General features: G+C 67.1%; 11 protein-coding genes. 3 read left to right on the top strand and 8 right to left on the bottom strand.

All coding sequences use genetic code 11. The annotated features are described in order from the left end of the window. The first annotated feature begins 20 nt into the window (after window positions 1–20). Genes U5798_RS27425 through lipA form a run of 3 tightly spaced genes read left to right on the top strand, consistent with a single transcriptional unit; the run spans window position 21 to window position 3,113 of the window. Complete coding sequence (locus tag U5798_RS27425; protein ID WP_124450285.1) at window positions 21–1,025, top strand: alpha-ketoacid dehydrogenase subunit beta; 1,005 nt, start codon at window positions 21–23, stop codon at window positions 1,023–1,025. Between the two features lie 4 nt (window positions 1,026–1,029). After that, complete coding sequence (locus tag U5798_RS27420) at window positions 1,030–2,145, top strand: acetoin dehydrogenase dihydrolipoyllysine-residue acetyltransferase subunit (protein WP_124450283.1); 1,116 nt, start codon at window positions 1,030–1,032, stop codon at window positions 2,143–2,145. A gap of 2 nt (window positions 2,146–2,147) precedes the next feature. Then, on the top strand, window positions 2,148–3,113 hold the full coding sequence (lipA, locus tag U5798_RS27415; protein WP_322083795.1) for a lipoyl synthase: 966 nt from the start codon (window positions 2,148–2,150) through the stop codon (window positions 3,111–3,113). 11 nt (window positions 3,114–3,124) lie between these two features. Here lipA and U5798_RS27410 read toward each other — a convergent pair whose 3' ends face one another. From U5798_RS27410 to trxA, 8 genes are all read right to left on the bottom strand, one after another. Continuing rightward, the gene (locus tag U5798_RS27410) at window positions 3,125–4,489 is read right to left on the bottom strand and encodes an MATE family efflux transporter (RefSeq protein ID WP_322083794.1); all 1,365 of its coding nucleotides are present in this window, start codon (window positions 4,487–4,489) and stop codon (window positions 3,125–3,127) included. A gap of 2 nt (window positions 4,490–4,491) precedes the next feature. Further along, window positions 4,492–6,324, bottom strand: a complete 1,833-nt coding sequence (locus U5798_RS27405; protein ID WP_124450277.1) for an ArnT family glycosyltransferase — start codon at window positions 6,322–6,324, stop codon at window positions 4,492–4,494. Window positions 6,325–6,468: 144 nt separating this feature from the next. Then, window positions 6,469–6,729, bottom strand: a complete 261-nt coding sequence (locus U5798_RS27400; RefSeq protein ID WP_059233999.1) for a type B 50S ribosomal protein L31 — start codon at window positions 6,727–6,729, stop codon at window positions 6,469–6,471. Window positions 6,730–6,887: 158 nt separating this feature from the next. Continuing rightward, window positions 6,888–7,721 carry a zinc-dependent peptidase gene (locus tag U5798_RS27395; protein WP_124450275.1) on the bottom strand — a complete coding sequence of 278 codons (834 nt, stop codon included), beginning with the start codon at window positions 7,719–7,721 and terminating at the stop codon, window positions 6,888–6,890. A gap of 38 nt (window positions 7,722–7,759) precedes the next feature. Further along, entirely contained in the window at window positions 7,760–9,316 is a 1,557-nt protein-coding gene (locus tag U5798_RS27390) for an MFS transporter (protein WP_124450273.1), read from the bottom strand. Next, window positions 9,313–9,813 (bottom strand): MerR family transcriptional regulator, encoded by a 501-nt coding sequence (locus tag U5798_RS27385; RefSeq protein ID WP_322083793.1) that lies wholly within the window; start codon window positions 9,811–9,813, stop codon window positions 9,313–9,315. Before U5798_RS27385 ends, U5798_RS27390 begins: the two co-directional genes overlap by 4 nt. A 127-nt stretch (window positions 9,814–9,940) precedes the next feature. Next, entirely contained in the window at window positions 9,941–11,203 is a 1,263-nt protein-coding gene (rho, locus tag U5798_RS27380; protein ID WP_006478662.1) for a transcription termination factor Rho, read from the bottom strand. A 195-nt stretch (window positions 11,204–11,398) separates the two neighbouring features. Further along, complete coding sequence (gene trxA, locus U5798_RS27375) at window positions 11,399–11,725, bottom strand: thioredoxin TrxA (RefSeq protein WP_006402348.1); 327 nt, start codon at window positions 11,723–11,725, stop codon at window positions 11,399–11,401. Window positions 11,726–11,939 lie beyond the last annotated feature (214 nt).

Genomic DNA, 11,939 nt, shown 5'->3' with positions numbered 1-11,939 from the left:
GAACATTCCAGGAGACAGACATGGCAAGGAAGATCACTTATTCGCAGGCGATCAACGAAGCGCTCGCGCAGGAAATGGCGCGCGACGACAGCGTGATCGTGATGGGCGAGGACAACGCGGGCGGCGCGGGTGCGCCGGGCGAGGACGACGCATGGGGCGGCGTGCTCGGCGTGACGAAAGGGCTGTTCCACAAGTTTCCGGGCCGCGTGCTCGATACGCCGCTGTCCGAGGGCGGCTACATCGGCGCGGCGGTAGGAGCTGCCGCATGCGGGATGCGGCCCGTCGCGGAACTGATGTTCATCGATTTCATGGGCGTGTGCTTCGACCAGATCTTCAACCAGGCCGCGAAATTCCGCTACATGTTCGGCGGCAAGGCCGTGACGCCGGTCGTGATCCGCGCGATGTACGGCGCTGGCTTGCGCGCGGCCGCACAGCACTCGCAGATGCTCACGTCGCTGTTCACGCACATTCCGGGGCTGAAGGTCGTGTGCCCGGCGACGCCGTACGACGCGAAGGGGCTGCTGATCCAGGCGATCCGCGACAACGATCCCGTGATCTTCCTCGAGCACAAGCTGCTCTATACGCGTGAAGGCGACGTGCCGGAGGAATCCTATGCCATTCCGTTCGGCGAGGCGAACGTCGTGCGCGACGGTGACGACGTGACGATCGTCACGTACGGCCGGATGGTGCATCTCGCGACGGACGCGGCCGCGAAGCTCGCCAAGGACGGCATCCAGTGCGACGTGATCGACCTGCGCACGACGTCGCCGCTCGACGAGGAAACGATTCTCGAAAGCGCGGAGCGCACCGGGCGCGTGGTGGTCGTCGACGAAGCGAACCCGCGCTGCTCGATCGCGACCGACATCGCCGCGCTCGTCGCGCAGCGCGCGTTCCGGTCGCTCAAGGCGCCGATCGAGCTCGTCACCGCGCCGCATACGCCCACGCCGTTCGCGAGCGTGCTGGAAGACCTGTACATCCCGACCGCCGATGCGATTGCGCAGGCGGCCCTGAAGACAAGGAGCTGACACGATGTCGATTCACATGATCACGATGCCCAAGTGGGGGCTGTCGATGGAGCAGGGGCAGGTCAACGGCTGGCTGAAGGCGATCGGCGAACGCGTGACGAAGGGTGACGAAGTGCTCGACGTCGAGACCGACAAGATTTCGTCGGGCGTCGAATGCGCGTTCGACGGCACGCTGCGCCGACAGGTCGCGCAGGAGGGCGAGACGCTGCCGGTCGGCGCGCTGCTCGGCGTCGTCGCGGCAGCCGAGGCGAGCGAGGCCGACATCGATGCGGCAATCGCCGATTTCCAGCGCGATTTCGTACCTGCCGCGGCGTCCGAAGAAGCGGCGGGCCCGCAGCCCGAGAAGGCGCAGATCGGCGGCCGCACGATGCGCTTCCTGAAGCTCGGCGACGGCACGGGCACACCGGCCGTGCTGATCCACGGCTTCGGCGGCGACCTGAACAACTGGCTGTTCAATCACGCGGACCTCGCCGCGCACCGGCCGGTATGGGCGCTCGACCTGCCTGGGCACGGCGAATCGGGCAAGGCGGTCGATACGGGCAGCCTCGACGAACTCGCCGATGCGGTGCTCGCGTTGCTCGACGCGCAGCACATCGAGCGCGCGCACCTGATCGGCCATTCGATGGGCGGCGCGGTTGCGATGGCCGCGGCCGAGCGCGCACCGCAACGTGTCGCGTCGCTGACGCTGATCGCGAGCGCGGGGCTCGGCACCGACATCAACCGTGCGTACATCGACGGTTTCGTCGCCGGCAACAGCCGCAACACGCTGAAGCCGCACCTCGGCGCGCTGTTCGCGGACAACGCGCTGGTGACGCGGCAGCTCGTCGAGGATCTCGTCAAGTACAAGCGGCTTGAGGGCGTGCAGGCCGCACTGGAGAAGATCGCGAACGCCGCGTTCGACGGGGCGGCACAGCGGCGCGTGTTCCGCGACCGGCTCGCGACGCTCGCGCCGCGCACGCTCGTGATCTGGGGCGAGCACGACCAGGTGATCCCCGCGCAACATGCGCAGGGCTTGCCCGACGGCGTGCGGGCCGAGGTGATCGCCGGCAGCGGGCACATGGTGCAGATGGAAGCGGCCGCCGACGTGAACCGCCTGATCGTCGCGTTTCTCGGAGACTGACGATGGCCGCCGCGCTCGAACGACCCAGCCTCACGGCGCTCGGCCAGCCGGGCGCGCGCAGCCGCGACAAGCTCGCGCGCATTCCGGTGCGCGTCGAGCCCGCGGCCGGCGCGGCGCTGCCGAAGCCGCCGTGGCTGCGCGCGCGGCCGATGATGAGCGCGGCGGTGGCCGACATGGCCGCCGTGCTGCGCGAGCATCGGCTGCATTCCGTCTGCGAGGAGGCGATGTGTCCGAACATCGGCGAATGCTTCGCGCAGCGCACCGCGACCTTCATGATCATGGGCGGGCTATGCACGCGGCGTTGCCCGTTCTGCGACGTCGCGCACGGCCGTCCCGATCCGCTCGATCCCGACGAGCCCGCGCGGCTGGCCGGCGCGGCCGCGGCGCTCGGGCTGCGCTACGTCGTGATCACGTCGGTCGACCGCGACGACCTGCGCGACGGCGGCGCCGCGCATTTCGCCGCGTGCATCGCGGCGGTGCGCGCGAGCGTGCCCGGCATCGGCGTCGAAGTCCTGACGCCGGACTTTCGCGGCCGCGTGCCGCGTGCGCTCGATGCGCTGTCTGCGGCCTGGCCGGACGTGTTCAACCACAACATCGAGACGGTGCCGTCGCTGTATCGCGCGGCGCGGCCGGGCGCCGACTATCGCGGTTCGCTTGAATTGCTCGCGCAGGCGAAGCAGGCACGGCCGGGGCTGGTGACGAAATCGGGGTTGATGCTCGGGCTCGGCGAGCGCGACGACGAACTGCGCGACACGCTGCGCGACCTGCGCGCGCACGACGTCGACGTGCTGACGCTCGGCCAGTACCTCGCGCCGTCGGCGCACCATTTGCCGGTGCGACGCTACGTGAGCCCGGAGGCGTTCGCCGCGTGGCGCGACGAGGCACTCGAACTCGGCTTCAAGGAAGTCGTCGCCGGCCCGCTCGTGCGGTCGTCGTATCACGCGGCCGACGTGCTGGAGGACGCGTAGCGGGCCGTGCGTCAGGCGGTGGCGGAGGCGGCGGAGGCGTGCGCGCGGCTCACGCGACGCAGGTACAGCACGAGCCCTGCGCCCGCGAGCATCAGGCTGACCGTGTTCGCGAACCAGAAGCCGCGCGCGCCCGTCAGCCACGCGGGGGCGATGCCGCCGACGTCGAAGCCGAGCACGTAGCCGCCGCTGAGGCCGACACCCCACAGCGCGACGGCATAGATCACGGTCGGCACGACGGCCACCTTGTACGCGCGCAGCACGAACGCCGACGTGACCTGCAGCGCATCGAAGCAGTGGTAGCACGCGACGATCGCGACGAGCGGCATCGCGGCCGCGGCGACGTCCGGGTTCGGCGTATAGCCGCCGATGATCAGCGGGCGCAGCGCGAACACGAGCACGCCGTAGGCGGCGGCCACGCCGCACGCGAACATCACGCTGTGCCGGCCGAGCAGCCGCGCTTCTTCCGGACGTCCGGCGCCGAGCGCGCGCGCGACCAGCGTCGATGCCGCCACGCCGATCGACAGCGGCGTCATGTACAGCACTGCGCCGATGTTGCCGGCGATCTGGTGACCGGCGAGCGACGTCGTGCCGAACTGCGCGATGAACAGCGCCATGCACGTGTACGACGTCACCTCGATCAGGTACGACAGGCCCATCGGCACGCCGAGTTTCAGGATCGCCTTCTGGCGTTCCCAGACGGGCCAGCAGAAGCGCGAGAAGATCGCGAGCGGCGCGAACACGTCGAGCTTCGCGAGCAGCGTGTAGCCGATCAGCGCGAGCGCCCAGTTGATCAGCGTGCTGGCGAGCCCGCAGCCCGGGCCGCCGAGGGCCGGTACGCCGAACCCGCCGAAGATGAACCACACGTTGAGCGGAAACTTGAGCAGCAGCGCGCCGATCTGCAGGATCATCGCGAGCCGCGGCTTGCCGGCTGCGTTGGTCAGTGCGTTGTAGATGCGGAAGACGAGGCTCGCGGGCAGCCCGTACGACAGGATGCGCAGGTAGTCGACGGTGCGGTCGTGCAGCGCGGCGGGCGCGTGCGCGACGCGCAGCAGCGGCTCGGGAAAGTGCAGCAGCAGGAAGCCGGGAATCGCGAGCAGCAGCGCGAGCCACAGCGCCTGGCGGACTTCCTCGCCGATTTCGGCATAGCGCCGCGCGCCGTACAGCTGCCCGGTGATCGGCTGCAGCGCGGACAGGATGCCCGTCAGGCCGATATAGATCGACACGTAGATCGACGAGCCGAGCCCGAGCGCGGCGAGATCGACGGCCGAGTAGCGGCCGACCATCGCGGTGTCGATCACGCCGAATGCGATGATCGCGAGCTGGCCGACGAGCACCGGCCACGCGAGACCGACGATCCGGCGGATGTCGCCGAACATCGTCAATCGGCCGCCTGGCGGCGCGGCGGGCGCTTCTTGACGGGCGTCTTCGGCCGTTCGATGCGCTCGTACAGGCGGAAGCGTTCGTCACGGTCGGCGACGCGGCGGCCTTCCCACACGAGACGCCACACGTATTGCGACATCGCGCTCGGCTCGCCGAAGTCGGCGCGGTCCTGGCGCAGGATCACGTCGCAGTCGCCGGAGAAATCGAAATGCATGTTGCCGAAGTACGCGAAGGTCGCGATCTGCGCATCGCCGAGCCGCACGGGCGAGATGCATTCGTAGTCGGACGGCAGGTGTACGGCGATCTGTTGCGCGACATCGCGATAGGTCCGGCCGTAGTTGACGATCGGCAGCCACAGCGTCATCAGCAGCACCCACATCAGCGTGGTGCCGGCGCCGGACAGCACGACGCTGCGCCACAACACCTTCGGCTGTCGCGAGATGCGCCAGCGCACGAGAAAGCACCAGCACACCGTGACGATCACCGCGCAGATGAACGACAGGATCTTGAAATGCGGCTCGTAGCCGGGCACGAGGCGCGCGAGGTTGCGTGCGAGCGGATGCGGGAAGCCGGTGAGCGACGCGAGCCAGACGAGCCACACGAAGGTGCCGAGGATCGTGAAACTCAGCACCGCGAACCAGTCGATCGCGTTGATCGCGCCGCGCTTGAGGGTCGGCAGCGCGAACGTCGCGAGCACCGCGAGCGGCGGCATCAGCAGCATGTACATGCGGTTCGACTGCTGGCTCTGCAGGATCACGAGTGCGACGAGCGGCACCGCAACCGACAGCGGAATCGCGATGTGCGCGCGGCGGCGCATGCCGGCCCAGCTCCACCAGGCCCAGATCGCGAGCGGCCACGCGGGCCACGTGAACAGCGGCAGGTTCTTCGCTGCATAGCCGAGCACGGCCGTCGGCGGGCCCGAAAAGCGCATCAGGCTGCCGTGGATCCACTGGTTGAAGAACCAGGCGGCGTCGTCGGGTGCCGCGACGAAGGCGGCGATCGGCCACAGTGCGAAGATCGCGGCCGCGAGCGGCACGCCGATCAGCGGCAGGCGCAGGTTGCGCATCTCGGGTGTGACGAGCCACAGCGCGGCCGTGCCGGCGAGCAGCGCGACGACCAGCACGGGATTGCCGGACAGCCCGACGAGGCCGATCGCGAGGCCCCACCACAGCGCGCCCTGCAGCGGCTTGTCGATGCCGCGCACGATCCCGTATACGAGCATCGCGATCCACGCGAACTGCGCGAGCTGCGGCGTCGTTTCATGGCCGCGTTCCGCGAGGCCGAAGCACGCGACCAGCACCAGCAGCGCGCCGTCGGCGAGCGTGCGGCCGTAGTCGCGCGGCTCCGGTTCGCCGCCGAATGCGTATTTGAACGGCTGGACCTCGGCGCGCCGGCCGAGCAGGTAGGCCGCGTACCAGACGAATGCGCACGCGACGCAGAACAGCACGCCCGTATCGACACGCGACGCGTTGCTGGCATCGACCCACGGGCCGAGGCCGCGGATCGACAGTGCGCCGAGCCAGTAGCCGAGCGGCCCGTCGGTCGTGATGAACTTGCCGACCAGGTTCGGCAGCAGCCAGTCGTGCCAGCCGCCCTTGGCCATCGTCCACATCACGCCGAAGCCCGCCGCGTCCTCGTTCTTCCACGGGTCGCGGCCGAACAGGCCGAACGCCGCGTAGACGAGGCAGAGCGTGAGCAGCAGCCAGCGCGGTAGCGCACGCGTGGCGGAGGCGGTGAGACGGACGACAGGCTTCATGCAGATGAGCGTTTTGTTATGGGCGGGCGTCCGGCGCGGTCGCGCGCGGACGAGCCGGTTTCGAGCATCCGGCATTGTAGACGCGCCGGCGCTGGCGCGTCAGGTCGCTGCCCGGACGCCGGCCGGCCGTTTCCGGGCGAGCAGAGACAAAAAAGGGCAGCCTGGGCTGCCCTTTTGTGCGATACCGGTGCGTTGCAGCCACCGGATGCGGTGCGAAGCTTACTTCGCCTTGCCGTTGGCGCGGACGCCGAACTTGTTCTTGAACTTCTCGACACGGCCGGCCGTGTCCATGATCTTTTGCTGACCCGTGTAGAACGAGTGCGATTCCGACGACACTTCGATCTTGGCGAGCGGGTAGGTCTTGCCGTCGAGTTCGATGTTTTCGCGCGTCTGGATCGTCGAGCGCGTGATGAACTTGAAGCCGTTCGACATGTCTTGGAAGACGACTTCGCGGTAGTTCGGGTGGATGCCTTCTTTCATGGTCTTTCCTTGGTGAGAGCGGTAGCCAACCCGCCGCTTGCCGTACCGGTTGGCGCACATTGCGCAATACCGGAGGACGCCAAGCCCGGCGCGAGCCACTTGCCTAAGGTCGAAAAACGGCGATTATGCCAGAAAATCAGATGGTTGACGAATAATTTTCATGGTGCGTCGAGCGCGCCGGTACCGGCCGGATCCTGCCGGTAATAGCGCGCGAGCAGCCGGTACAGCTCCGGAAATTCGGACTCGAACGCTTTCGGCCGGACGAACAGCGCCTCGCTGCATACTGCGAAGAATTCCGACGGGTGGTCGGCCGCATACGGATCGATCAGCGAATCCCGCTCGAAGCGCGCCCACGCACGGTCCGGCACCGCGTCGACGCGTGCGCAGAACTGGTCGTACGCATGTTCGAACACGTCGGCCCACGCCTGCGCGTCGAGGTGCGGCGCGTGCCAGCGGCGAAACAGGGGCGGATAGCCGTCGGCGGCGCCGTTGACCATGTCGATCTTGTGCGCGAATTCGTGGATCACGACGTTGTACGCGTCCCGGCCGTCCGTCATCTGCGCGTCTTCCCACGACAGGATCACCGGGCCGCCTTCCCAGGCCTCGCCGCTCGCGTCCTGCTCGACCTCGTGGACGACGCCGTCCTCGTCCTGCACGGTCTTGCGGATCACGAATTCGCCCGGATACACGACGACGCCGACCCAGCCGTCGTACAGCGACAGGTCGAGATTCAGCACGGGGAGGCAGGCCTGCGCGGCGATCGCGACGATCATCTCGTCGGTCAGTTCGAGCCCGTGCGCGGTCGAGAACGACTTCTTCGCGACGAACAGGCTCGTCAGGTTGCGCAGCCGGCCGAGCGCGTCGGGCGCGAGCGCCGCGAGGAACGGCAGGCGCTCGACGGTGTCCTGCCACAGCGCGTCGGAGATCGGGTGGCTGCGCAGCGCGCGGTCGCGGCGACGGTCGTCGAGCCAGCGGGTGAGTTTCGAGAGCATGGAGACGGCGGACGATGATCCAAAGCCTGTCTTTTAACTCAATCGATCTCTTTTTGCCATGCTGCGAAGACGCCGCCGACGAGCGCGACGCCCGCCAGGAAGTAAAAGCCGTCGAGCGACGCGAGGAACGACGCCTGTTGTGCGACCATCCGCGCGATCGACGCGATCGCCAGGGCGTGCGCGTCGTTCAGCGCGTGACCGGCCGCGGCGTAGCTGCGCGTCAGCAGGTCGACGGTCTGCTGGAACAGCGGGTCGAACGCGTTCGCGCGCTCGACGAGCCGCGTCTGGTGCACGGCCACGCGATGCTGCTCGACGATGATCACCGACGACGTGGCGAACGAGATCGTCAGTTGCCGCACGATGTTCTTCAGCCGGTAGCCGTGCGTGTATTCGTCGATCGCGAAGATCCGGAACGTCAGGTTGGCGACCGGCAGCACGATGAAGAGTAGCAGCAGCCCGCGCAGCAGCAGCGGGACGATCAGCGCGGCTTCGCCGACCTGCGGCGTCATGCGCGTCATCCACAGCGCCGCCGTGACGGCAATCGCGAAGCCCGGCGCGACGAACCACTTCTTGTGCGTGACGAACTTCGCATAACGCAGGTATGCGAACAGCGCGGTGGCCGAAATCAGCGACATCGTGCCTACCAGGCGCCCGGCGTTCTCGACCGGGTAGCCGAGCCCGCTTTCGAGAAACCGCGACGTCAGGTAGCTGAAACCCGTCGACTCGTAGTAATAGAACATGTAGAGCAGCAGCCCGACCTGGAAGGTCCGCTCGCGAAACGCATGCAGCCGCACGAGCGGCGTCGGGTGGTGCCACTGGTGATAGGCGAACCCTGCGAGCGCGCCGATCCCCGCGATCGTCAGCAGGATCAGCATCGGCGAGCCGCTGTAGAGCTGGTAATGCACCTGTTGCAGCACGATCTGCAGCGCGCCTTGCGCGAGCGCGAACACGACATACGGCCAGAAGTGCCCGGAGCCGCGAGCATCGTCGGGCGTGCGGCCCGAGTCGGGCAGCGTGAGCAGCGCGAGGATCGCGAATGCGATGCCGGCCGGCGCCGTGCACGCAAACAGTGCGCGCCATGTCGAATGCGCGACGAGCAGCCCGCCGACGATCGGCGCGAGCGCGCTGCCGAGCAGGATCATGACCAGGAATGCGCGCGTCGCGGGCGGTCGTTCCTGCGGCTTGAAGCTGATCTGGATCAGGATCCGGCACGCACCCATCATCGGCCCGATGAAGTACCCCTGGAAGCCGCGCGCGAACGCGAGTTGCAGCGACGTATCGGCGAGCGCGGCCGCGATCGCGCCGAATGAGAACATCAGCATGCAGCTGGCGACGTAGCGGCGATGGCCGAGCCGGTCGACCCACCATTGCTGCTGCAGGATGCCGAGCACGGCCGTGATCGCATATGCGCTCGACGACCAGACGAGCTCGTCGGGCGACGCGTTGATGCCGCCCGCGATATAGCTGGCGAAGAACGAGAAGACCGCGTTGTCGAAGTAGTCGACGCCGGTGACGAGTGCGAGTGCCCACGGGAACAGGTCGGTGCGCAGGTTCGCACGGCTCCACAGCGGCGGGCGACCGGGCACCGCGTTCATTCGCGATCCTTGCGCGCGCGTCGCGCGCCGGCTTCGGCCTGTCGCTGCGCGATGAGCGTATCGGCGTTTTCGCCGGCAAGCCGCCGTTCGACGTAGTCGATGTCGTGCTGCAGCTCCTTGCGCAGCGCGACGGCTTCCTTCAGTTCGCGCTGGACGGCCGCGATCCGCCGGTCGAGCGTGTCGATCTGTTCGGCGAGCCCGGTGCGGATGTCGCGCAGCGACGCGTCCGAATAGCGGCGCCGGCCGTCGCCCGTTTCTTCCAGCGGGCGCTTCAGCATTTCGGTGATGCCGTGCAGCGAGAAGCCGAGCGCGCGTAGCCGCAGGATGCGCGCGAAGCGCTCGAGGTCGGCTTCGTCGTAGAGGCGGTAGCGGCCCTCGCTGCGCGACGGCGTGACGAGCCCGCGCTCTTCGTAATACTTCAGCGTGCGCGGCGTGACGCCGAGCCGCGACGCGGCGTCGCTCACGGTCAGCAGGGCGGTGGAGGCGTCGTTCGGCATCGGGAGGATGGCTCGGTCGGGGCGATGGCGCGATTATAGATCAACCTGTACGTTCACGTTCAGGTTGGGGCCGAAAAACGGCCGCCGGGCAAGCTGCGCGGGCGGCCGTCTTGCGGGGCGGAGGCGATCAGCCGCCGCGGCGCATCAGGTCGAAGAACTCGGAATTGCTCTTCGTCTGGCGGATCTTGTCGAGCAGGAATTCCATGGCCTCGACTTCGTCCATGTCGTGGATGAACTTGCGCAGCACCCAGATCTTCTGAAGGATCTCGGGCTTGATCAGCATTTCTTCGCGACGCGTGCCCGACTTGTTCAGGTTGATCGACGGGTAGACGCGCTTTTCCGCGAGACGTCGCTCCAGGTGCACTTCCATGTTGCCGGTGCCCTTGAACTCTTCGTAGATCACGTCGTCCATGCGGCTGCCGGTCTCGATCAGCGCGGTGCCGATGATCGTCAGCGAACCGCCTTCCTCGATGTTGCGCGCCGCGCCGAAGAAGCGCTTCGGACGCTGCAGTGCGTTCGCGTCGACACCGCCCGTCAGCACCTTGCCCGATGCGGGGATCACGGTGTTGTACGCACGCGCGAGACGCGTGATCGAGTCGAGCAGGATCACGACGTCGTGCTTCATTTCGACGAGGCGCTTGGCCTTTTCGATCACCATTTCGGCGACCTGGACGTGGCGCGTGGCCGGTTCGTCGAACGTCGAGGCGATCACTTCGCCGGCGACCGAGCGCTGCATTTCGGTCACTTCTTCAGGGCGTTCGTCGATCAGCAGCACGAACAGGATGACATCCGGGTGGTTCTGCTTGATCGCGTGGGCGATGTGCTGGAGCATCACGGTCTTGCCCGACTTCGGCGACGCGACGAGCAGGCCGCGCTGGCCTTTGCCGATCGGCGCGATCATGTCGATGATGCGGCCCGTGACGTTCTCTTCGCCGCGCATTTCGCGTTCGAGCGACAGCGGCTTGTTCGGGTGCAGCGGCGTGAGGTTCTCGAACATGATCTTGTGTTTCGAGGCCTCGGGCGGCTGCCCGTTGACTTTGTCGACCTTCACCAGCGCGAAGTAGCGCTCGCCGTCCTTCGGCGTGCGGACTTCACCTTCGATGGTGTCGCCGGTGTGCAGGTTGAAGCGGCGGATCTGCGACGGGCTGATGTAGATGTCGTCGGTGCTCGCGAGGTACGACATTTCCGGCGAGCGCAGGAAACCGAAGCCGTCCGGCAGCACTTCGAGCGTGCCGTCGCCGAAGATCGTCTCTCCCGTCTTGGCGCGCTTTTTGAGGATGGCAAACATCAACTCCTGCTTGCGCAGGCGGTTCGCGTTTTCGATCTCCAGGCCATTGGCCATTTCGATCAGTTCGGAGACGTGCAGAGACTTGAGCTCGGATAAATGCATACGGAGAACCCGCCAGGGAGGAGAAGCGACGAAAGAAAATAAGGGAGGAGGGCGAGCGGAAGCGCTCAGAGACTTAAATGCGTCTTGTCGACGTTTTTTAATTCTAGCATAGGCCGATTCGCGCTTGAGCGAGCGATCGGTGGCTCGACGACGGACGTGTTGCCGGCTGACAACACGCCCGTGGAACTGCCGGTATTACAGGTGGCTGTCCAGGAATGCGGTGAGCTGCGACTTCGACAGCGCGCCGACCTTTTGCGCGGCGGCCGCGCCGTTCTTGAACAGGATCAGCGTCGGGATGCCGCGCACGCCGAACTTCGCGGGGGTGGCCTGGTTGTCGTCGACGTTGATTTTCGCGATCTGCAGCTTGTCGCCGTAATCCTTCGCGACTTCGTCGAGGATCGGGGCGATCATCTTGCACGGGCCGCACCATTCGGCCCAGAAATCGACGAGCACGGGCTTGTCGGATTTGACGACGTCCTGTTCGAACGATGCGTCGCTGATGTGTTTGATCTGTTCGCTCATTGGGTCAATACCTCTTACGGTTCGGGGACTGCCTGCTTGCGCGTTGCAGCGTACCGGCCGCCGTAGGCTGCCGGCCGCTGCGGCAGGTCACTCCGCTCCGGAAAGGAGGGGCGTAAGCGCTGCGTGCCGCGGCTCGCGGGTCGTTCGGGCGTCATATTAGCCTAAATTGCTATCTGCTGCGGGCGGCGATAGTAGCCGCTACGCGAGTAGGGGT

It is taken from the genome of Burkholderia sp. BCC1972 (genome assembly GCF_905339605.1).
Lineage (GTDB): Bacteria > Pseudomonadota > Gammaproteobacteria > Burkholderiales > Burkholderiaceae > Burkholderia.
The sequence above is the reverse complement of the archived record's forward strand: the minus strand, read 5'-3'. Positions and strand labels throughout refer to the sequence as shown.

Bases quoted from the DNA above. Each gene is read 5' to 3' on its own strand.
- U5798_RS27425 (WP_124450285.1), top strand. From the start codon at position 21: ATGGCAAGGAAGATCACTTATTCGCAGGCGATCAACGAAGCGCTCGCG.
- U5798_RS27420 (WP_124450283.1), top strand. From the start codon at position 1,030: ATGTCGATTCACATGATCACGATGCCCAAGTGGGGGCTGTCGATGGAG.
- lipA (WP_322083795.1), top strand. From the start codon at position 2,148: ATGGCCGCCGCGCTCGAACGACCCAGCCTCACGGCGCTCGGCCAGCCG.
- U5798_RS27410 (WP_322083794.1), bottom strand. From the start codon at position 4,489: ATGTTCGGCGACATCCGCCGGATCGTCGGTCTCGCGTGGCCGGTGCTC.
- U5798_RS27405 (WP_124450277.1), bottom strand. From the start codon at position 6,324: ATGCCGGATGCTCGAAACCGGCTCGTCCGCGCGCGACCGCGCCGGACG.
- U5798_RS27400 (WP_059233999.1), bottom strand. From the start codon at position 6,729: ATGAAAGAAGGCATCCACCCGAACTACCGCGAAGTCGTCTTCCAAGAC.
- U5798_RS27395 (WP_124450275.1), bottom strand. From the start codon at position 7,721: ATGCTCTCGAAACTCACCCGCTGGCTCGACGACCGTCGCCGCGACCGC.
- U5798_RS27390 (WP_124450273.1), bottom strand. From the start codon at position 9,316: ATGAACGCGGTGCCCGGTCGCCCGCCGCTGTGGAGCCGTGCGAACCTG.
- U5798_RS27385 (WP_322083793.1), bottom strand. From the start codon at position 9,813: ATGCCGAACGACGCCTCCACCGCCCTGCTGACCGTGAGCGACGCCGCG.
- rho (WP_006478662.1), bottom strand. From the start codon at position 11,203: ATGCATTTATCCGAGCTCAAGTCTCTGCACGTCTCCGAACTGATCGAA.
- trxA (WP_006402348.1), bottom strand. From the start codon at position 11,725: ATGAGCGAACAGATCAAACACATCAGCGACGCATCGTTCGAACAGGAC.